Here is a 20,557-nt window from a genome sequence, read left to right on the forward strand (position 1 = left end):
ATAAGACGATGGCGCATCGCTATTTCGCCCAATTCGCCGCCACCGCGCCCAATAAGACGATGACACATCCTTATTTCGCTCAGCCCGCCACATCCACGCTAGATAAGACGATGGCGCATCCTTATTTCGCCCAAACCGCCGTCGCCACGCCCGATAAGACGACGACACATGATGACACATCCTTATTTTGCCCAACCGCCGCCGCCACGCCCAATAAGACGCTGACACATCCTTATTTCGCCCAAACCGCCGCCACGCCTAATAAGACGATGACACATCCTTATTTCGCCCAAACCGCCGCCGCCACGCCAGATAAGACGATGGCGCATCCTTATTTCGCCCAATCCGCCGCCGCCACGCCAGATAAGACGATGGCGCATCCTTATTTCGCCCAATCTGCCGCCGCCACGCCAGATAAGACGATGGCGCATCCTTATTTCGCCCAATCCGCCGCCGCCACGCGCTCTAATTCAAAAACGGATTGCGCCACTCCATCAGCGCGGCGCAGCCGCATGATTGCTCGTCCTCGAGATAGCCGTGCGCCACGCCGATCGGCATGCGGCCGCAGCCCAGCAGGAAGCTCACGACTGGGTCGCGCAGCCGGCCGGCCGTCACTTCGGCCAGATACTGCTCCGGAGTCAGCCGGTCCGCGTGCTTGTGATAGCCCGGCATACGCCCGCCGCTCAGCAGCCGCCTGCAGCCCAGATGGACGACCGTCTCGTGCATCGTTTGAATGAGCAGCTTGCCCAGGCCCAGCGCGCGGTACGCCGGACGCACGCACAGGTCGACGACATACAGCGTATCCCCGTCCGGCTCATGGTTGCGGATATAGCCTGCGTCCGTCACGGACGCCCAGCTATGATGATCGTCGCCGTCCGCGAGCGTACGCCGGAGCGCCGTCATCGACCCCACGATCCTGCCGTCGACCTCGACGCACAGCGCGCCCTCCGGGCATCGCGCTACATGCTGCTCGAGCTGCGCCTCGTTCCACCACAGCTCCGGCGGATAGGGCGGCGGGAAGCTCTCCGCCTGCACCTCGATCAGCTGGCCGAAATCCTTTTTCTCATAGTTGATCACCGTCGCCACACTCGTCCGTTTCCCGTCCGATACGATCGCTTGCTTGCGCATACCCAGCCTCCCTTCCTACTGCCAGTCCGTATACAGGTCCGTCCTGCGATCCCGCCAGGTCGTCACGGAGCCGGCTTCGCGAATATCGTCCAGCAAGGACAGATCGAGATCGGCCGTGATCAGCATATCGGCGTTGATCTCCCCTTCGCTCATAATGCCGCGCGGCGGGAACGGAATGTCGTTGGGCGTGATGACGGCCGCCTGCCCGTAATTCGCCCGCATGAAGTCGACGCGAGAGAGTGAGCCTACGGTGCCGGTCGTCACAATATAAATCTGGTTCTCGACCGCCCGGGCATGACAGCAGTACCGCACCCGATAGTAGCCGTGCCGGTCGTCGGTGCACGAAGGACAGAAGATGACATTCGCGCCCTTCGCCCGCACCATCCGCACGATCTCGGGGAACTCGATGTCGTAGCAGGTGAGCAGACCGATCTTGCCGAACGGCGTATCGATGACGCTGACGCCATCGCCCGGCTGGACGTTCCACGATTCGACCTCCGTCGGCGTAATATGCAGCTTGTCCTGCGTATGCCAGGTGCCGTCGGGCTTGAACAGAAACGCCGAGTTGCGCAGCGATTCGCCCCGCTTCGTCACATGCGTCCCCGCGAACAGATACATGCCGGATTCCCGGGCAAGCTCGGAAAACAAGCCGGTGTACATATCGGTATACGCGGTCAGCGTCTCGATTGGCCGGCCTGCGCCGCCGGACGCCTCGCCGATGCCGAGCAGGGGCGTCGTGACGAACTCCGGGAACAGTACGAACTGCGCGCCGTACTCCGATGCGTTGCGGACGTAATGCCGAATCTGCGCGCTCCATTCCTCTACGCTATCGACATCCTTCAACGCGAATTGAACGGCCGACACTCTCATTTTCATGCTGTCTTCCCCCTTGTTAAATATCTTTTCATTATAGCCGGCATGTATGCGAGTGCAATTGCGGCGATTTATGAGAGAATTATCATCCAACTCTAAGAAACTGACACGAACCGCATAAATATGCGGCTCGTCTTCTTTTTGGAAAATTATAGGATGTTTTAAATTTGGTATATTAGGGTTAATCAATAGGCCCCTTGCGTGCCGAATCATGGACGGAGGATCGAACGACAACATGAGCACAACGATTCGCAGTAAAATGATCCGCACGATCGCCTCTCTGGGGCTCTGCTTCACCTTGACCGTTTCCGGAACCTTTGTCGTACACGCGAAGACAGCATCCGCGGCCACAGCCGCTGCCAAGCAGACGGCGAAGGCGGACAAGATCATCACGCTCGGGAAAAAATACCTGGGCGTCAAATACCGGCTCGGCGCGCCTTCGGGCTCCACGTCCGTATTCGACTGCTCCAGCTTCACGCAATATATTTTTGGCAAGTACGGCGTCGAGCTGCCGCGCGTGTCGAGTCAGCAGGCGCTCAAAGGCAAGACGGTCGCCAAAGCGAACCTGAAAAAGGGCGATCTCGTCTTTTTCAAATCAAGCAACAGCTCCAAGATCGGACATGTCGCCGTCTACATCGGCAGCAACAAGATTCTCCACACTTACGGCAAGCCCGGCGTCACCGTCACCAGCCTGAGCGCTTCCTACTGGAAGAGTCACTATAAGACCGCGAAGCGGGTGCTGTAACCGAAGCGGACGTCTCTCGCAAAACTGCGGGCCGCTTCCGGTCTCTCGTTATCATGGAGCCTGCCTCTCCACCGCCGACCGCCAAAAGCCTCACCGATATCGCCAAGCCGGCGCCCGGGAGGCTTTTTTTGGCTGTGTCACGCACAAGCAGGCTGCCGCTCACTTGTTCGGCAGCGCGATCGCGATCGTCGTGCCGCTGCCGGATTTGCTGAACACCTCGACCGTGCCGCCGTGCAGCTCGATAATCCGCTTGGCGATGGACAGGCCGAGGCCGCTGCCGCCCGTCGAGCGGTGCCGCGCCTCGTCGACCCGGTAGAACCGCTCGAACATATACGGAATCTCGTTCTCGGGAATGCCGATGCCGTAATCGGTCACCTCGATGCGAACGAGGTTTTTGTCCGTGCGGATTCGCACGTCAATCGGTTCCTTGCTGTACTTGATCGCATTGTCCAGGAAGATCAGGATCATCTGACGGATCTTGTCCTTGTCGCCGGTCATATGAATCGCGCCCGAGCCCGCATGGACGCGAATATGGCGCAGAAACGTCGCGCGGAGCACGCCCGACAGCTCGTTCACGATGGCGACGATGTCGAAGCGGCTCTTGCTCAGCCAGTCGTCCTGCTCCGCCTCGGCGAGCGTCAGCATCGAGAGCGTCAGCTTCTTGAGCCGCTCCGTCTCCCGCGCGATCGCCTCGATCGCTTCGTCCCGCACGGTGACGTCGTCGCGTCCCCACCGCTTCAGCATATCCGCATAGCTGCCGATGACGGTCAGCGGCGTCTTGAGCTCATGCGAGGCATCCGCCACGAATTGCTTTTGCCGCTCGATCGTGCGGTCGAGCCGCTCGATCATCTGGTTGAAGGCACGGATCAGCTGCTGCAGCTCCACCGATTCCTCGCGTCCCATCTTCACACGCTGCAGCTTGCCGCTCCGGTCGATCTCCCGCATCGTCTGCACCATCTGTCCGATCGGCCCGGTGAGCCGGGAGGTGAACCAGAACGTGCCGAGGATGGCGAAAATAATCGCGCCGACGCTCGTCACGCTGAGCGCGCCGAGCAAAATCTGCAAATACCCGTCCAGCGCCGTCAAATAACGCGCGCTGTCGATCTGTCCGATCAGCCGGTGCTTGTCGTAGATCGGCACGGACCAGGTCAGCACGCGGTGCCCGTCGACCTTGATCGTGTCGGAATGCGAGACTGTGCGCACCTCCTTCGGAAGCGCGAGCAGCTGCTTGTCGACGCCCACCGAGTTCACGACTCTCGAATCGGGCGTGACGATCCGCATCATCTCGTTGACGTTGTACATGTCCTTGAGCAGCGCGGAGTCGTCGATGCCGGACATCTCGTTTTTGCGCAGCGTCTCCATCACGAGGTCCGCCTTGCTCGACAGCAGCTGCAGCTCGCCGCGCGTCGTCACCTTGATGACGAAGTAGTAGACGAACACATTGTACAAAATCAAAATAAAAATCAACCAAAATACGGTAAAAAGGGTAAAGCGCAGCCTTAGGGTCATACTTCGGGCTCCTTGAGCATGTAGCCGACGCCGCGAACGGTATGCAGCAGCTTGTGCCGGTAGCCCTTGTCCATCTTCTGACGCAAATATCGGATATACACGTCGACGACGTTCGTATCGCCGATATACTCATAACCCCACACGTCGGACAAAATCTCGTCCCGCGTCTTCTCCGTTCCCCTGTGCCGCGCCAGATACAGCAGCAGCTCGAACTCGCGGGGCGTCAGATCGATGCCGTGGTCTTTGCGGTATACTTTGCGTGTGATCAGCTCGATCGTCAGATCGCCGATCTTGAGCGCATCCTCGCTCTCTCCCTCGCGCGAAGCCTTGAAAATACGCAGCAGGTTCCGCACGCGCGCGAGCAGCTCCTCCATCGCGAACGGCTTGGTGACATAATCGTTGGCGCCGTGCTCGAACCCGCTCACCTTGTCCGGCACCGTGTCGCGCGCCGTCAGCAAAATGACGGGAACCGCATTGTCGTTCTGCCGGAACCGGCGCAGCACCTCGACGCCGTTGAGTCCGGGAAGCATCACGTCGAGCAGCAGCAGATCCCACTCGCCGCTCAGCGCCATCTCAAGCCCGGTGCGCCCGTCCGCCGCACGGCCGACCTCATAGCCTTCATGCTTCAGCTCCAGCTCCAAAATGCGGGCGATGCCGTCCTCGTCTTCTATAATCAATATACGTTCGCTCATTGTCGTCCACCTCGTTCAAATCGTACTGCCGATATCGCATTCGCGCGATTCCGCTATCCTCTATTGTACCATGACAGGGTTGTCAGATCGAATGGATGCGTTATACAGTACCGCCAGCACCGTCCGATCTATCTGAGCAGCGTCGCGCAGAAATCGTCGGCGTCCGCCTGGGCGCGCGGGGGCAGCGCGATCTCGCCGCCCTGCCATAGCCAATGTACGACCGCGGACGGCGACAGCTGCGGCAGCATAAGCCGCGGCCGCTCCGGGAACAGCCTGAGCCAATCTGCGCGGCCCGCGAAGTCGACGTCGCGGTTGGCGATCCAGCATATGCGCGCGCCTTCGCCGGCCGCGCTGCCGAGCAGCGCCCCGCAGGCGCGCTGCCTGCGCTCGCTCCACTTGGCCGGCGACGGATCGGCCACCGCGCAGATCGCGTCGGCATGCTCCGCGAGCCACGTCGACACGGCGGGCGTCTGCCAGGCGCCCGAGACATCGAGCAGCACGACGGGCATGCCGAGACCGGCAAGCCAGGCGGCGAAGCCCGGGCCGGGGACATCCTGAGGCGAGCTGTCCGGTCGAAGCGGATAGCAGGCCGCCTCGCCTGCGAGCCAGGCCGGCGATACGGCGCCCATCCCGGCGGGGTCCGCGAAGGGCGCCTTGGACGGCATGCGCCTGATGCCGTCCAGCCAGTTGTACAGCTCCGGCTCCGCGCCGGGGCATTCGACGAGCGCGTGCGCGGCGCCCATCCGGCTCAGCCGCCCGGAGAGGATGCGAGCCGCGAATGTCGCGCCCGCGCCGGGATAGGCGGACACGAATGCGACGATGCGGGTCGCGCTCCCCCGCCGACGGAGGCGATCGTCCCTCCGTCTGCCGGGCAGCGGCCCGCCAGCAAGCGCGGATGGCTGCACATGGACGGGATCGCTTCTCTCAAGAGTGTCGTCCGCCGCCGCATAGGCGCTCCATGTCCGGACGACCTCGGCCGCGCTCCCGGGACGGTCCGCCGGGCGCTCGGACAGAAGCCGCAGCACGGAATCCCGGATCGCGGGCGGGACGCCGCCGAGCCACTGCGCGCGCCCGTCGGCCGCCTGCCTTGCGGCATAGCAGCCTCCGGTCAGCAGATGATACGCCAGCGCGCCCAGGCCGTACAGGTCCGTCCTCGCGTCGCTCTGCTCGCCCCGCAGCTGCTCCGGCGCCGCAAACGCAGGCGTGCCGAGCATCAGCGTATCGCGCCCGATACCCGGCTTGAACTCCCTCGCGATGCCGAAGTCGATCAGGATGGCGTTGTCCGCACCGTCGATCATGACGTTGGCAGGCTTCAGATCGCGGAAGACGACGAGCGGCCGCTGCGCATGCAAATACTGCAGCGTCCTCGCCAGCTGCAGCAAGTAGCGCAGCGACTTCGCCGGCGGCAGCTTCATCCCGTGCCTGCGCATCAGCTCGGCGAGCGTGACGCCTTCGACATAGGTCATGACGATCAACGCGATGCCGCGGCCGTCCGGCGGCTCGTAATCGACGATCTGCGGCAGCCCCGGATGCCGCAGCGCGCTGAGCAGCCTGGCCTCGGAGATGAAGCCGTCGCCGCGATCGTACGTGCGGGTCAGCTTAAGCGCGACCGGACGCCCGCCGAGCTTCGTATCCTCGGCGAGATATACCCAGGCCATGCCGCCCCGCCCGAGGCTCTCCACCACCCTGTAGCGGCCGGCCGCCAGTTCTCCCGCCGCCAGCGTCGGCAGTGGCTGGCGAACATCTTCACCACGCATGCTCTCTTCTCCCCTTTCCCCGCTTCATTGTCGGTATCCGTCCGCCCGTCAGCCGCCGCTCGCGCCCGGCTGCCATAAAAAAAACGCGCCGGAAGCGGCTCTGCCAAGAGCCGTCTCCAACGCGGAATGCTTTTCCGTCGTCCGAATATGCGATTGTGGAAAATTATATCATACGCAGTGACGATGCGGAAGTATCTGCTTCGTCTTCGTGCCCGCCCGCTATTTGCGCATCCATACCGTCACTTCGTCGCGGTTGTGGAACAGCTGCTTGACCCGCTTGATATCGAAGCTCTCTTCGTACGAAGCGAGCAGGTCGGCGATCGTCTGCATCGGCTTCTTGTACATGAGCTTGAGCGTCACGATAACCGAAGCGCCGGCGGACAGCGCCGGGGCGAGCTGCTTGACGATGCGCGCCGTATGATGCGGGTCCCAGCTCATGTCGCAGACGAGCAGGTCGAACGTGCCGGGCGCGAAGTTCAGCTCGGCCGCGTTCTGCCGCAGATGGCGGAGCATCGGGTGATCGTACAGCGACTCGTCCATGGCGGCGGGATCGACGGCGGTCACGCGCAGGCCCCGCTCGAGCAGCACTGACGTCCAGCCGCCCGGCGCAGCGCCCAGGTCAAGCGCGCTCGCGAAGCGCGTCAGCGGCAGGTCGAACGTCTGCTCCGCCTCGAGCAGCTTGAACGCGGCGCGCGAGATCAGTCCCTCCTCGCGGCGGAAGCGCACCGCGCCTCCGGGCCAGTCGGACAGATTGTCCCGCGGCGCGGACAAGCCGACATACAGGCTGCGCTTGGCGGTATAGACCGACAGAATCAGGTCGGCTCCCCGCGACACGGTCTGCGCGCCCGCCTCCAGCAAGGCCGGGACCATCAGGTCCCGCGCCTCGGCCGACGAGAAGGGGAATGTGCTGTCCTGGGCTTTGCGCACCTGGATCGCGACCTTGGCGCCCCGCACTTCCGCGGACAGCGAGCCCGCGAACGATACGAGCGCGGCGGCGACTTCCTCCGCCTGCTCGGAGAGCGCGAGCTCCTCGCGCACAGGGAACAGATGCCTTAAAAAAATCGGCTCGTCCCGGCGAAGCTGACGCACGAGCGCCTCGTCGTCCGTCCCGTCTACGGACAGCTTAAACGTCTCGCCGGGCGCGAGTCCCGAGAGCGTGATCCCCGGCCACCTGCGGCGCAACTCCTCCATCGCGTACGGCGCAAATCCGGGATTGCTCGTTCCGATGAATACAGACACGCTAGTCCCCCTTTTCGACCGTAATCCACGGTCTGTCGTTCACCCAGCGCACGTCCACCGGCACGTCGTAAGCGCCCTGCAGCAGCTCGCGCGTCAGCACCTCGCGCTTCGGTCCTGCGGCGATGATCCGCCCTTCGGCCATGAGCGCCACATGCGTGAACAGCGGCACGATCTCTTCGATATGATGCGTCACGTACAAGATGCCCTGCACGCGTCTGGATAGCGTCTCGAGCGAATCGAGGAACTTCTCCCGTTCGAACAGATCGAGGCCGGCGCATGGCTCGTCCATAATGAGCAGCTTTGGATCGGCCATCATCGTGCGCGCCAGCAGCACTTTTTTGCGCTCGCCCTGCGACAGCGTGCCGAACGGCTGGTCGAAGCGCGAGCCGAGCCCGACGCGGTCCAGCTCCTCCCGCGCGCGCGCCTTGACCTCGTCCGGAATCTCCTCGTAAATGCGCAGATAGGCGTTGATGCCGCCGACGATAATCTCCCATACCGGATCCCGGCCGACCAGCTTCTCGATGAGCGAGGGACCGATGTTGCCGATCTGCTTGCGCACCTCGCGCACGTCGACCCTGCCGTACCGATGGCCGAGCACGTCCACCGTACCGCTCGTCGGGAACAAATAGCCCGTGAGCATCTCCAGCAGGGTAGACTTGCCGCAGCCGTTGCGGCCGAGCAGCACCCAGCGTTCGCCTTCCTTGACGGTCAGGTCAACGCCCTGCAGGATCGTCCGGCTCTCCCGCCTCCATACTATGTCCCGCAGTTCAATCATGTCTCTCTTCCTCTCCCTTGAACAATTCGGCCAGTCTCTCTCTGACCTCTACGACCGAGCCGAACCGGTACACCCTGTCCCATGCGCCGTCCGCCCGCCGCAGCAGCAGGCAAGGCACGCTCTCGATCTTGTAGGCCTCGGCGAGACCGGGCATAACATTGATGTTGGCTGTGAAAATTGCAACCTCCGGCAGCGACGCCTCGGCCACCGCCAGCATCCGCCGGGCGACCGCACAAGTGCCGCATAGCGGGGTATAAACATACAGCGCGAGCGGTCCGGTCCGCCCGTCGATCTCGCGCCGCCAGTCGCGCGCCGCCCACTCGATCACGATTCGCCGCTCCCCGGGCGCTCGGCGCTTGCCGCGTTCGCGGCTCGGGCCAGCACGTCCGGCGGCATCGGCCCGTCATGCACGATCATGCCGGGCACGGCGGCCTCCCGCAGCGCTCTCGTCATCTGCGCGCGGCCCATCATGCTCGAGGAATGGACATATACCTCCCTGGGGTACGTACCCGCGGCCAGCAGTCCGCCCACGACTGCGAACCCGCTCGGCTGCCCGTAACCGAGCTCGTAGTCGAGCGACAAAATATCAACTTCGCACTCTCGCAGCAACAGCAGGCATTCTTCCGCCGTACGGGCTGCCACGAAGCCTCGCGGACAAGGTCTCACATCGTCCAGAAACACATGGATCAAGCTCGGTCATCCCCCTTCGCTCATCAGCTTGCGGACACGGGCAATCTGCCGTTCGTGCGTACCGTCCTGCTCCGGCGGCGTCTCCAGGAAGCACGGCACCTGTCCAAGCTCAGGCGCGGCGAGCAACTCGCGGAAGCTGCCGTCCCCGATATAGCCCTCTCCGATCGGCGCATGCCGGTCCTTGCGCGAGCCCGACGGATACAGCGAATCGTTGAGATGCAATGCCGCGAGATGATCCCAATAGCCGAGCTTCGCTGCGCGTTCGCGGAACGCGTGCCAGTCGGAGCCGTTCCATTCGCCGCTCGCAAATAAATGGCAGGTGTCCAGACAAAATCCGATCTTGTCCGGATAAGCGCAAAGCGAACGAATCTGCACCATCTCCTCCGGCGTACGGCCTGCCTCGCCGTGATTGCCGGCCTGGTTCTCGAGCAGCAGCAGCGCCTTGCCCTCCCAGCGGGACAGCGTGCGGTCGAGCCAGGCGATCATGTCGCGGTAGCCCTGCAGCGGGTCGTCGCCGCGGATGACGCCAAAATGAATGACCGTGCCGATCGAGCCGCAAGCCTCGGCAATCGCGAGATCGCCAAGCGTGCAGGCTTCCATCTGTGCGGCGGCGTCCGAGGTCGCCGCGGGATTGATCGCATAGGCGGAATGCCCGACCGAGACGATGCCCTCTGCCCGGCAATAGGCGGCGCAGCGCGCGGCGTCCGCCTCGTCCACCGGCTTCGATACGAGCGTACGCGGGTTGGAAGGGAAGTACTGAAAGGCGCTGCCGCCCATGCGAACAGCCGCGCGCGCCGCCTCGTAGTAGCCCCGCCGCGTGCTGACATGGCTGCCGACCGCGCGCATGCTAGGCTTCCTGCTGGCAGGCCGGGCAGTAGAACATCTTGCGTCCGGCCAGCGTCTCCAGCACGATCGGATCGCCCGAGCGCGGGCAAGGCTCGCCGCCGCGGTCGTAGATGAGCAGCCGGTCCAGATAACCGCCGGTCTTCTCGTCCGTCGCCGTCAGCGGGTGCTCCATATAGCCGCCGCCGTCCGCCGCCTCGGCGAGCACCTTCCGCATGGAAGCGTACAGGCGGGCTACCGCGTCGTCGGTCAGCGCGGAGATTTGGGATGCGGGATGTATGCTCGCGTCGAAGCAAATCTCGTCCGCGTAGCAGTTGCCGATGCCCGCCAGAAACTTCTGGTCGGTCAATACCGGCTTGAGCCGCCCGCGCCGCTTTTTGAGCCGGGCCGCGAACGCGGCCTCGGTCAGGCGCGCGTCCATCGGGTCCGGTCCGAGATCGGACAGCCGCTCCAGCACGGCCTTGGCGCTCAGGCGGTGGAGAAAGCCGAGGCGCAGGCCGGCAAAAAACAGCCGGTTGCCTTCGTCCAGCGTCAAAATCACTTGATAGTGATCGTCCGACTTCGGGCCTTCCTGTCCGTAGTACATCCAGCCGCCGAGCATGAGGTGGAGCAGCAGGCGGTTGCCGTCGTCCAGGTGGAATAGCAGATGCTTTCCTTTGCGCTCGATGAACAATATACGCTTGCCTTTCAGCGCGTCCTTGAACGTCTCCGGCGGCTCGTTGATCGTCTTGTCTCGGTTGACAGCGACCTCCCGGATCATCTGTCCGCATACGAGCGGCGACAGCAGTCTTCGGTAGGTGTCCATTTCAGGCCATTCCGGCATAATCTTCATCCCTTCTTCAAGCCAGCCCGCAGGCGGCCTGCGATCGTCTCATCGGTATCGTGAAAATGTCGGCAGTGGGCGAGCGGGCAGCGGTTATGTAAGGTGGTTGGGGCGCAGGCCGCTTGACGCGGGAGGCGGACTTCCGGTTCGGCGAAGCCTAGCGGACGCCCAGTCCCGCGACAAGCGCATAGACCGCCTCGGGTCCCGCGCATACTGCGTCAGGCATCGCGTCTGCCCGCTCGCAGCGGCTGCGCCAATCGTCGCTCCCGCAAATGCCCGTCAGCACGAGCACGGTCGGACATCCGGCCGCAAGGCCTGCGGCGAGATCGGTATGCGGATTGTCGCCGATCACCCAGGCCTCCGAAGCTTCGACCCCGGCCAGGCCAAGGGCGTACTGCATCATAATGCCCGACGGCTTGCCGATGATAACGGGCGCGACGTCGCTCGCCGTCTCGAGCAGCGCGCCCAGGCTGCCCGCGCCGGGCATGAACCCGCCGCCGGCGACAGGCAATCTGCGGTCCGGATTGGTAAGCAGATAATCCGCGCCGGCCAGCAGGTAGCCGAGCGCGGCCGTCAATTGTGCGTAAGTCATGCCCCGGTCGAGCCCCTGCACGACCAGGTTGACGGGTGCGCCGCGGGACAGCTCGTCCTCTCCGGGCATGGCGACGCCGGCTTCGGCGAGCGCGCTGCGCAGCCCGTGCTCGCCGATGACGAAGGCCGACGCGCCCGGATGCATCCGCTTGGCATAGTCGGCCGCGGCGGAAGCCGAGGTGATGACGCGGTCGGCGGACGCCGGAATGCCGAGCGCCCGCAGATGCGACGCCACCTGCTCCGGCGTACGCGTCGAGTTGTTCGTCAGGTACCAGCAGGCGACTGCCGCCGCTTCAAGCCGGTTGACCAGTTCGGCGGCGCCTTCAATCGGCTCCTCCCCGCGATAGAGCGTGCCGTCCAGATCCAGCAGCACCGCCTTCGGCGGGCGGGCGAGCCGTTCCTCGCGGAGCAGCAGCGTTTCATGCGACATGTTGCATAGACTCCTTTGACGCTGTGATGCGTTTATTTGGCTGCCAACATTATATGAATCACAATACCCTTTTGTCGACCGCTCTGCAACCGTACGCGCCAATTAAAAAGCGGCCGTCTGAAGTAGGCCGCTCCAATATTTTGCTTTATTTGGAAGGTATAGTCCTCATCTGCTATCCAGGGCAATGTACTGCAACCCGCGCAGCGTGCAAGGCTTGAAGCCGGCATCACGTCCATCCAGAGCCATGCGCATTAAGGCAGGGCGGCGGGGCGATGAGCCGGCATTGTTTGGGCGAATATGTGCGGGAGAGCACCATAATGGTGCTATGGGCAATCGAGGGTGCGGCGCTTTCGCCGGATAGACTCATCATGGCATCATTTCGATGCTATGAATGAGTCGCGTCGCGTCGTCTTCGGGTGGACATGCGCAGAATAGCGGCATGATGGCGCATCCGTTGCTATCCGCTGCCGCATGCTCGAACTTGTGTGTAAATGCATCATTCGTGTGCACACCCGTCCGCCCGACCGGCCGGGCTCACCCTGACCGGATCGCCGCCTCCAGCTTGCGGCGAAGCCGCGCCATTCTGTGCCTCACGGCTTCGAGCTCCGCCCGCGCCCGCGCGCTCTGGCGCAGCGAGGACCGCCGCTGCAGCAGCGCGAGCGCGCGCTCCGCATAATCGAGCGCGGCGCGCGGGTCCCGGCGGCGATGCTCGTAATGCATCGCGAGCTCGATATGCGCCTCCGCGGACGGCAGCAGGCGCGCCTCCGCATGCCGCGCCGCGCGCTCCCACAGCGCCGCCGCCTCCTCGAGCCGGCCGAGCCGCTTGAACCGCGCGGCCGCCGGCAGCAGCCAGCGGCCGTCCTGCGTCTCCTCCGCGCACAGCGCCTCGAACAGCCGCTCCGCGTGGGACGCACCCCCGTGCTCCTCGAGCCAGGCCGCCGTGCGGTACAGCTCTTCCGGCTCGCTCGGCAGCGCCCACTGCGCGCCGAGCCGCCCTTCGAGCAATCCGCCGAAGTGGACGGCCAGGCTCGCCAGCGTCAGAATGTCCCGCTCGTTGTGCACGTACACGCCGCGCAGATGGGAGCCGTCGCCGTCGCTCAAGTAGCGCATATACAGCTCCGGCGCCAGCGATCCGGGCACGTCCTCGCTCCGGACGATGCCGAGCCGGTCCTCCTCGATGCGGCTGAGCTTGCAGGAGGGCAGCGTATTTCTCCAGAGCGCGCGCGCGGGATGCAAAAAGTCCAGATGGCCGGGCCCCTCGCCGCTCGGCCGCCAGCCGTTCAGCACGAAGCGGCTCGTCAGCACCGGCCAATCGAACGACCTGCCGTTGTACGTGACCAGATGCGTCACGTCCGCGAACCTGCCGAGCAGATAGGCCAGCATCGCCCGCTCCTCGCCCGGATGACGTATGAGCAGCTGCTCGACGACAAATGTCCGTTCCCCGTGATCCACATAGCCGATCCCGATCATAAAAGGCAAGTTGCCCGTGCCGACGCCGAGCCCGGTCGTCTCCGTATCGAGGAACAGCAGCCGATGCGCCTCGATGCGCTCCTGCACGCTCGCCGTCGCATCTGACGCCGATACAGCCGCGCGTCCCGCCCGGTTCTGCCGCGCCGCGATCGGATGCAGCCTGCCGGCGCCGGACGTCAGCTCGGACAGCACATAGTGACCGTGCCGATGCTCGAGCGGGTAGACGGCCCGCCGCCGCAGGAAGCAGCCTGCCTCGCCCGCGACCTCCGTGACGCCAAGCGCGCTCAAGGCAGGATGCAGCCCATTCGCGGTCCGGTCCGGCAAGCGCTCGCCGAGCGCGTCCGTCAACCGCTCACCCGCCCCTTGTTCAACCGCCGCAGCCTTCGACTGCCCAGCCGTCCGCTCGCCCGCCGCCTCGTCCGGCAGCCCCGACTCCGGCACGACTCGCACATCGCTCTGCGCGCCGAGCGCATCCTGCAGCCGCTCTGTCTCCTGCGCGCCGAGCGTGTCCGCAGCACCGGCGCTCTCCGACCCGTGCCGCGCATCCGCCCCCGCAGAAGATTCGGCCGCCTCACGGAACGCCGCCTCTGCTTCCTTGACCGACGCCGCATGCGCCCGCAGACGGTCAAGCCGATCCCGCAGGCTGCTCATTGCGAGGCCCCCGCCGCAGACTGGATCAGCCCGAGCGCCAGATCCTTGCCGAGCAGGCCGACCTCCTCGATCGGGCCGACGCAGGCCGGACAGCCGCTCAGGCAGCCGCAGCCCTCGATCAGCCTCCCCGCCTCCGCCAGCAGCTCGTCGTGCTTCTCGTAGAGACGCTGGCTCAGCCCGATGCCGCCCGGATAGCGGTCATAGAAATAGATCGTCGCCCGCTTCGTATGCACGGCCTTGACCTGCGGCACGACGCAGATGTCCATCGGATCGCACATCAGATGAAGCGGCGCCAGATGGACCAGCACGTTGGCGAGCCCCAGCAGGGCGGACTGCATATCGTTCGCGCTGCGCGCGGCCGCCTCCTCCTCGGAGAACGAGAACCAGTACCCGCTCGTATGCAGCTCCTCCTCCGGCAGATGTATAGGACCGGAACCTATGTTCTCATGCGTTCGAAGGCGCATTTTTTTGAATATCGTCGGCTTCGCCGTCACCATCAGCTCCCCGTACTGGCGCACGATGGCGCCGCCGGGAGACTCGCGCTCCTTGTCGACATGCAGCACTTTAAGCTCGACCGCAAGACTCGCATCCGTGAAGTAATCCACGTTCACCTCGCGCACGTACGCCTTCTTTTCCGGATAATCCAGCTTCTCGACCTGGTACTGCACGCCTTCGTGCAAATAGATCGCTTCCTCGTGGATGAGCGTCGGCGCGCCGAACCGGTCGACCTCGCCCAGCACGCGGTGCCCGTCCGTCATATCGATGATGACGAAGTTCTCCTGCGCCGCCGATCGCAGCGAGATGCCATGCGCCGGGAACGCCTGCTCCATCCAGTACCAGCGCCCGGCCGTCTCGTGCAGCACCTTCTCCTCCGCCAGAAATTCGAGCAGGTCGACGAGCTTCTCCCCGCCGAACGTATCGCCCGACTCGAACGGAAGCTCGTACGCCGCGCACTTGATATGGTCGAGCAGGATGAGCAGGTTGTCCGGATGAATGCGGGCCTCCTCGGGCGGCATGCCGAGAAAATAGTCCGGATGCTGAATCAGGTACTGATCGAGCGGATTGCTGCTGGCGACGAGAAACGTAACGGAGCTGCCGTGGCGCCGTCCCGCCCGTCCCGATTGCTGCCATGTGCTGGCGATCGAGCCGGGATAGCCGTTCAGCACGCAGGCCTGCAGCTGGCCGATGTCGATGCCAAGCTCCAGCGCATTCGTGCTGACGACGCCGCGGATCTCGCCGCTGCGCAGCCCCTTCTCGATCTCGCGCCGCAGCTTCGGCAGATAGCCGCCGCGATAGCCGCGGATCGACTTGGAGCCGAACTCCCGCTTCGTGAGCTCCTGCAAATAAGTGAGCAGCAGCTCGACCCGCACCCGGCTGCGCGCGAACACGATCGTCTGGATGCCGCTGCGCAGCAGCGAAGCCGCCAGCTTCTGCGACTCGAGCACACTGGAGCGCCGGATGCCGAGCTGCCTGTTCACGACCGGCGGATTGTAAAAGACGAGATGCTTCTCCCCGGCCGGCGCGCCGTTGTCGTCGACGAGGGCGAAGGACTCCTCGACGAGCCGCTCGGCGTGCTCGCGGGGGTTCGCGATCGTCGCCGACGCGCAAAGGAACTGCGGTGCGCTGCCGTAGAACCGGCAGATCCGCTTCAGCCTGCGAATGACGTTGGCCACATGACTGCCGAACACGCCGCGGTAGGCGTGCAGCTCGTCGATAACGATATATTTGAGATTCTCGAACAGCTTGACCCACTTGGTGTGATGCGGCAGAATCGCCGAGTGCAGCATGTCCGGATTCGTCACGACGATGTGGCCGGCATTGCGGATGACCTGGCGTACGGTCGGCGGCGTGTCCCCGTCGTATGTATGCGTCTTGATGTCGACCTCCATCGCGTCGGCGAGCGCCTGTAGCTCCGCCACCTGGTCCTGGGCGAGCGCCTTGGTCGGGAACAGATACAGCGCCCGTGCGCTCGGCTCGGTCAGCAGACACTGCAGCACCGGCAGGTTGTAGCAGAGCGTCTTGCCGGAGGCGGTGGGCGTGACGGTCACGACATGCCGGCCTTCCTCTACCGCGCGGAACGCGGCAGCCTGATGCGTATACAGCGTCTCGATCCCCTTGGCGCCGAGCGCCGCGGCCAATCTCGGGTCGAGCATCTGCGGAAAAGGAGCGGTGCGGGCGGGACGGGCAGGCAACGTGTGCCAGTGCGTTACGTTCTCCATGATCTCCCGGCTGCCCCTCAGGTGATCGAGCCATTCCTCCATCGTCGCCGCTTTGCCCGTCAGGGGATTCATGCCGCATCGCTCCGTTTCTGTCGTGTACATTTTTCTCGTGTACTTTTCATTGTACAGAATGTACGTTCGTACGGCAACGGCGGATCGCATTTCTCGTTTTGGCCGCTCGGCCGCATCAAAACTGAATTCAGGAAATTATGAGAATTGTCGCGCAATTTAATTATTTTCGTCGAATGAGAACGGGTTCAGGGGGGTTCGGTCGAAAAACTCGCTTTACGACGGACGATTCGCGTTGCTCGTTGTCGCATCCTGCGCTTTCCCGGGAAAAGTTCGAACATTTCCCGCAAACCCGCCGCGCCGCGCACCGCGCTGCCGCCCGCCAGAGCGCATGATGACAGCGCATGCCCACGTTAATTCTGCCGGTCCTCATCACGCGGCAAAAGGCCGTCCCTCGCCGCTCGCGCGACGCCGGACGGCCTCTCGTTTTCGCCTAGTATGCTATGCCTTGTCTACGTTGAAGTACTTGGCGTCCGGATGCGCGAACACCATCGCGGACACCGAAGCCTCCGGCTCCATCATGAACCCTTCGGTCAGATTCACGCCGATATCCTCCGGCTTCATCAGCTCGAACAACGGCCCTTGGTCCTCCAGATCGGGACAGGCCGGATAGCCGAACGAGACGCGGATCCCTTGGTACCTGGCGCCGAAGCGCTGCTTCATCGTCATGTCGGCCGGGTCCGGGAAGCCCCAGTTGTCGCGCATGATCTGATGCACGCGCTCCGCCATGCCCTCCGCCACCTCGAGCGCGGTCGCGAGCAGCGCATGCGAGCGCAGATAGTCTCCGCTCTCCTTCCACATCTCCGCCTGCTCGCGCGTGCCGTTACCCGCCGTAACGACGAGGAAGCCGACGCTGTCCATCACGCCGCTGTCCACGGGCTTCAGGAAGTCCGCCAGGCACAGGTACGGCTCGACCGCCTGCCGCGGGAATGTGAACTTTTTGATGACCGTCTTGCGGTCGGCCGGATCGTAGATCAGGATGTCGTTGCCGTCTCCCTGCGCCGGGTAGAACCGGTACATCGCCTGCGGCTTCAGCCAGCCGTTCGTCTGCGCGTCGGCCATGATGCCGTCGATCGTCTCCTTGAGCTGGACGGTACGCTCGTCGCCGGCCTTGAGCAGCTCGTCGACGTTGCCCTTGAGGCCGAGGTGATGGCCCATCAGCATCTGCAGGTTCACATACGGGAGCACATGCGGCAGCGGATAGTCGCGCAGCACATGCTGCTCGTAATCCGGCGGCGTGAACACGGGCGCATCCGGCGCCACGCTGGCGCTGCGCGCGCGGGTCGGCGCCGGGCGCGCCGGCTTGTCCTCCTCGCGCTCGAGCGTGGCGAGCGCGGTGCGGTGCTCCAGCTCGATCGCCTCGCGCTGCGCCGGGTCGCTCAGCCTGTTCGCGATGTCGAGCCCGTCCATCGCATCCTTCGCATACAGGACGACGCCGTCGTACTCGGGCGCGATCCGCGTCTTGGTGAACTTGCGCGTCAGCGCCGCGCCGCCGACGAGAATCGGCGCGTCGATGCCTGCGCTCTTCAAGTCCTGCGCGGTCAGCACCATCTGCTGCGCGCTCTTGACGAGCAGGCCGGACAGCCCGATCGCGTCCGGCTTCTCCTCGCGATAGGCGGCGATCAGCTGATCCGGCGGCACCTTGATGCCGAGGTTGACGATCTTGTAGCCGTTGTTCGAGAGGATGATCTCGACCAGATTTTTGCCGATGTCATGCACGTCGCCCTTGACGGTCGCCAGCATGATCTTGCCCTTGACGGCCGAATCGGCCTTCTCCATATGCGGCTCGAGATGCGCGACGGACGCCTTCATGACCTCGGCGCTCTGCAGCACCTCGGCGACGATCAGCTCGTTGTTGTTGAACAGACGCCCGACCTCGGACATGCCCGCCATGAGCGGTCCGTTAATAATATCGAGCGGCGCGTACTTCGTCAGCGCTTCGTCCAGGTCGGCATGCAGCCCTTCCTTGCTGCCCTCGACGACATAGCCGGCCAGGCGCTCCTCGAGCGGCAGATTGGCGGCTTTGACTTTTTTCTCGATCTTCTTGTCGCGGAATGCGGCGACGAACGCCGCCAGCGTATCGTCGTTCGTCTCGTAGAGCAGCGCCTCCGCCAGCTTGCGCTCATGCTCGGGAATCGAGGCGTAGCGCTCCAGCTTCTCCGTGTTGACGATCGCGTAGTCGAGGCCCGCCTTCGTGCATTCGTACAGGAACACGGAGTTCAGCACCTCGCGACCCGCCTCCGGCAGACCGAACGAGATGTTGCTGACGCCGAGAATCGTCTGGCACTTCGGCAGCGTCTCCTTGATCAGACGGATGCCTTCGATCGTCTCCTTGGCCGAGCCGATATACTGCTCGTCGCCGGTGCCGACCGGGAAGACGAGCGCATCGAAGATGAGATCCTCGGCCTGCAGGCCGTATTTGCTCACGAGCAGGTCGTGGGAGCGGCGGGCGACCTCGAGCTTGTCCTCCCGCGTGATCGCCTGGCCCCGCTCGTCGATCGTGCCGACGACGACGGCCGCGCCGTATTTGTGGAGAATCGGCACGACCTTCTCGAATTTCTCCTCGCCGTCCTCCAGATTAATGGAGTTAATTAATGTCTTGCCCTGAATGTACTTCAGGGACATGTCGATGACGTCCGGGTCGGTCGTGTCGACCATGAGCGGCGCCTTGACCTTCTTCGTGACGAAGTCCAGGAACTTCTTCATGTCCTCCGTCTCGTCGCGGTCCGGGTCCTGCAGGCACACGTCGATGACATGCGCGCCGCTCTTGACCTGGGCGCGCGCGATCTCGGACGCTTCCTCGTACTTGCCCTCGGCGATCAGCCGCTTGAACTTGCGCGAGCCGAGCACATTGGTGCGCTCGCCGACCATATACGGGCGATTGTCGCTCTCGATATATACGGTCTCGATGCCGGATACGGCCGGCGGATGCTCGCCCAGCTGCCGGCGCGGCGGCACGTCCGCCAGCGCATCGGACATCGCCTTGATATGGGCGGGCGTCGTGCCGCAGCAGCCGCCGGCGATATTGAGCCAGCCCTGCTCGGCGAATGCCCGCAGCTTGCGCGCGAGCGATTCGGGCGATTCGTGGTAATGGCCGTTCTCGTCGGGCAGCCCCGCGTTCGGGTAGCAGCTGACGCCGGACTTCGCGATGCCCGACAGCGTACGGATATGGTCGCGCATGAATTCGGGTCCGGTCGCGCAGTTCAGTCCGAACGAGATCGGATTCAAGTGCTCGAGCGATACGTAGAACGACTCGATGTTCTGCCCGGCCAGCGTCGTGCCCATCGGCTCGATCGTGCCGCTGATCATGATCGGCAGCGTCCGGCCGGCCTGTTCGAATGCCTGACGGACGCCGATGCTCGCAGCCTTGACGTTCAGCGTATCCTGGCAGGTCTCGATCAGGATCGTATCCACGCCGCCCTCCATGAGCGCGATCACCTGCTCGCGGTAGTCCGTGACGAGCTGGTCGAACGTTACGCCTCCGGTTACGGACAGCGTCTTGGTCGTCGGTCCGAGTGCGCCTGCCGCATATCTGGGCTTGTCCGGCGTCGAATACTTGTCGCAGGCTTCGCGCGCGAGCCGCGCCGCAGCCAGATTGATCTCGCGCGCCTTCTCGGGGATGTCGTATTCCGCCAGCACGACGGACGTAGAGCCGAACGTGTTGGTCTCGATGATGTCGGCTCCGGCCGCGAGATACTGCTCGTGAATGCCTTGAATGACGTCCGGGCGCGTCAGCACGAGCATCTCGTTGCAGCCTTCCAGCTCTTCGCCGCCGAAGTCGGCCGCCGTCAGATCCGCTTGCTGAATCATCGTGCCCATCGCGCCGTCAAGAATCAGAATCCGCTGTTTGAGCTGCTCTTGCAAAGGGACTTTCTTATCGGTTAAAGTCATATTTAGACGTATCATCCTTTTCCGGGTATCTTCATAGGTTAAATCATTAACTTCTATAGTAGCAGAATGTTGAATTCACGGAAAGATCACGTTCGATACTGTCGACAAACCCGCATGCAAGGTTTATAATTTATTCATCATATTCTTGAATTCACAGTGGGA

At 63.8% G+C, this 20,557-nt stretch carries 16 protein-coding genes; 1 reads left to right on the top strand and 15 read right to left on the bottom strand.

What is annotated here, in order from left to right; translation table 11 throughout:
• Nucleotides 1-465: 465 nt before the first annotated feature.
• Nucleotides 466-1,128 (bottom strand): GNAT family N-acetyltransferase, encoded by a 663-nt coding sequence (locus VQ071_RS08990; protein ID WP_340513621.1) that lies wholly within the window; start codon nucleotides 1,126-1,128, stop codon nucleotides 466-468.
• Between the two features lie 15 nt (nucleotides 1,129-1,143).
• Nucleotides 1,144-2,004, bottom strand: a complete 861-nt coding sequence (locus VQ071_RS08995; RefSeq protein ID WP_340513622.1) for a carbon-nitrogen hydrolase family protein — start codon at nucleotides 2,002-2,004, stop codon at nucleotides 1,144-1,146.
• Nucleotides 2,005-2,236: 232 nt separating this feature from the next.
• Here VQ071_RS08995 and VQ071_RS09000 point away from each other — a divergent pair, with 232 nt between their 5' ends.
• Entirely contained in the window at nucleotides 2,237-2,746 is a 510-nt protein-coding gene (locus tag VQ071_RS09000) for a C40 family peptidase (RefSeq protein WP_340513623.1), read from the top strand.
• Nucleotides 2,747-2,905: 159 nt separating this feature from the next.
• On the opposite strand, the gene VQ071_RS09005 is transcribed toward VQ071_RS09000, so the two are convergent.
• The 13 genes from VQ071_RS09005 to metH form a co-directional block, all read right to left on the bottom strand.
• Nucleotides 2,906-4,255, bottom strand: a complete 1,350-nt coding sequence (locus VQ071_RS09005; protein ID WP_340513624.1) for a HAMP domain-containing sensor histidine kinase — start codon at nucleotides 4,253-4,255, stop codon at nucleotides 2,906-2,908.
• Nucleotides 4,252-4,947 carry a response regulator transcription factor gene (locus VQ071_RS09010; RefSeq protein ID WP_340513625.1) on the bottom strand — a complete coding sequence of 232 codons (696 nt, stop codon included), beginning with the start codon at nucleotides 4,945-4,947 and terminating at the stop codon, nucleotides 4,252-4,254. Before VQ071_RS09010 ends, VQ071_RS09005 begins: the two co-directional genes overlap by 4 nt.
• A gap of 128 nt (nucleotides 4,948-5,075) precedes the next feature.
• Nucleotides 5,076-6,704 (bottom strand): serine/threonine-protein kinase, encoded by a 1,629-nt coding sequence (locus tag VQ071_RS09015; RefSeq protein WP_340513626.1) that lies wholly within the window; start codon nucleotides 6,702-6,704, stop codon nucleotides 5,076-5,078.
• A 219-nt stretch (nucleotides 6,705-6,923) separates the two neighbouring features.
• Nucleotides 6,924-7,943: an SAM-dependent methyltransferase gene (locus VQ071_RS09020; RefSeq protein ID WP_340513627.1), complete on the bottom strand. Its 1,020-nt coding sequence runs from the start codon at nucleotides 7,941-7,943 to the stop codon at nucleotides 6,924-6,926.
• Nucleotide 7,944: 1 nt separating this feature from the next.
• On the bottom strand, nucleotides 7,945-8,718 hold the full coding sequence (locus VQ071_RS09025) for an ABC transporter ATP-binding protein (RefSeq protein ID WP_340513628.1): 774 nt from the start codon (nucleotides 8,716-8,718) through the stop codon (nucleotides 7,945-7,947).
• Nucleotides 8,711-9,046 carry a thioredoxin family protein gene (locus tag VQ071_RS09030; RefSeq protein ID WP_340513629.1) on the bottom strand — a complete coding sequence of 112 codons (336 nt, stop codon included), beginning with the start codon at nucleotides 9,044-9,046 and terminating at the stop codon, nucleotides 8,711-8,713. The genes VQ071_RS09025 and VQ071_RS09030 overlap by 8 nt, the downstream gene beginning before the upstream one ends.
• Nucleotides 9,043-9,399 carry a cyclic-phosphate processing receiver domain-containing protein gene (locus VQ071_RS09035; protein ID WP_445293280.1) on the bottom strand — a complete coding sequence of 119 codons (357 nt, stop codon included), beginning with the start codon at nucleotides 9,397-9,399 and terminating at the stop codon, nucleotides 9,043-9,045. Before VQ071_RS09035 ends, VQ071_RS09030 begins: the two co-directional genes overlap by 4 nt.
• 15 nt (nucleotides 9,400-9,414) lie before the next feature.
• On the bottom strand, nucleotides 9,415-10,254 hold the full coding sequence (locus VQ071_RS09040) for a deoxyribonuclease IV (protein ID WP_340513631.1): 840 nt from the start codon (nucleotides 10,252-10,254) through the stop codon (nucleotides 9,415-9,417).
• A 1-nt stretch (nucleotide 10,255) separates the two neighbouring features.
• A complete protein-coding gene (locus tag VQ071_RS09045) occupies nucleotides 10,256-11,074 on the bottom strand; it encodes an Fpg/Nei family DNA glycosylase (protein ID WP_340513632.1) in 819 nt (272 codons plus the stop codon).
• Between the two features lie 157 nt (nucleotides 11,075-11,231).
• Nucleotides 11,232-12,095: an HAD-IIA family hydrolase gene (locus VQ071_RS09050; protein WP_340513633.1), complete on the bottom strand. Its 864-nt coding sequence runs from the start codon at nucleotides 12,093-12,095 to the stop codon at nucleotides 11,232-11,234.
• A 534-nt stretch (nucleotides 12,096-12,629) separates the two neighbouring features.
• Nucleotides 12,630-14,216: a ribonuclease H-like domain-containing protein gene (locus VQ071_RS09055; protein ID WP_340513634.1), complete on the bottom strand. Its 1,587-nt coding sequence runs from the start codon at nucleotides 14,214-14,216 to the stop codon at nucleotides 12,630-12,632.
• Nucleotides 14,213-16,507: a DEAD/DEAH box helicase gene (locus VQ071_RS09060; RefSeq protein ID WP_340513635.1), complete on the bottom strand. Its 2,295-nt coding sequence runs from the start codon at nucleotides 16,505-16,507 to the stop codon at nucleotides 14,213-14,215. Before VQ071_RS09060 ends, VQ071_RS09055 begins: the two co-directional genes overlap by 4 nt.
• 438 nt (nucleotides 16,508-16,945) lie before the next feature.
• Nucleotides 16,946-20,395 (bottom strand): methionine synthase, encoded by a 3,450-nt coding sequence (gene metH / locus VQ071_RS09065; RefSeq protein WP_340513636.1) that lies wholly within the window; start codon nucleotides 20,393-20,395, stop codon nucleotides 16,946-16,948.
• Between the last annotated feature and the right edge of the window lie 162 nt (nucleotides 20,396-20,557).

The organism is Cohnella sp. 56 (assembly GCF_037963805.1).
In the GTDB taxonomy this organism is placed as follows: domain Bacteria; phylum Bacillota; class Bacilli; order Paenibacillales; family Paenibacillaceae; genus Cohnella.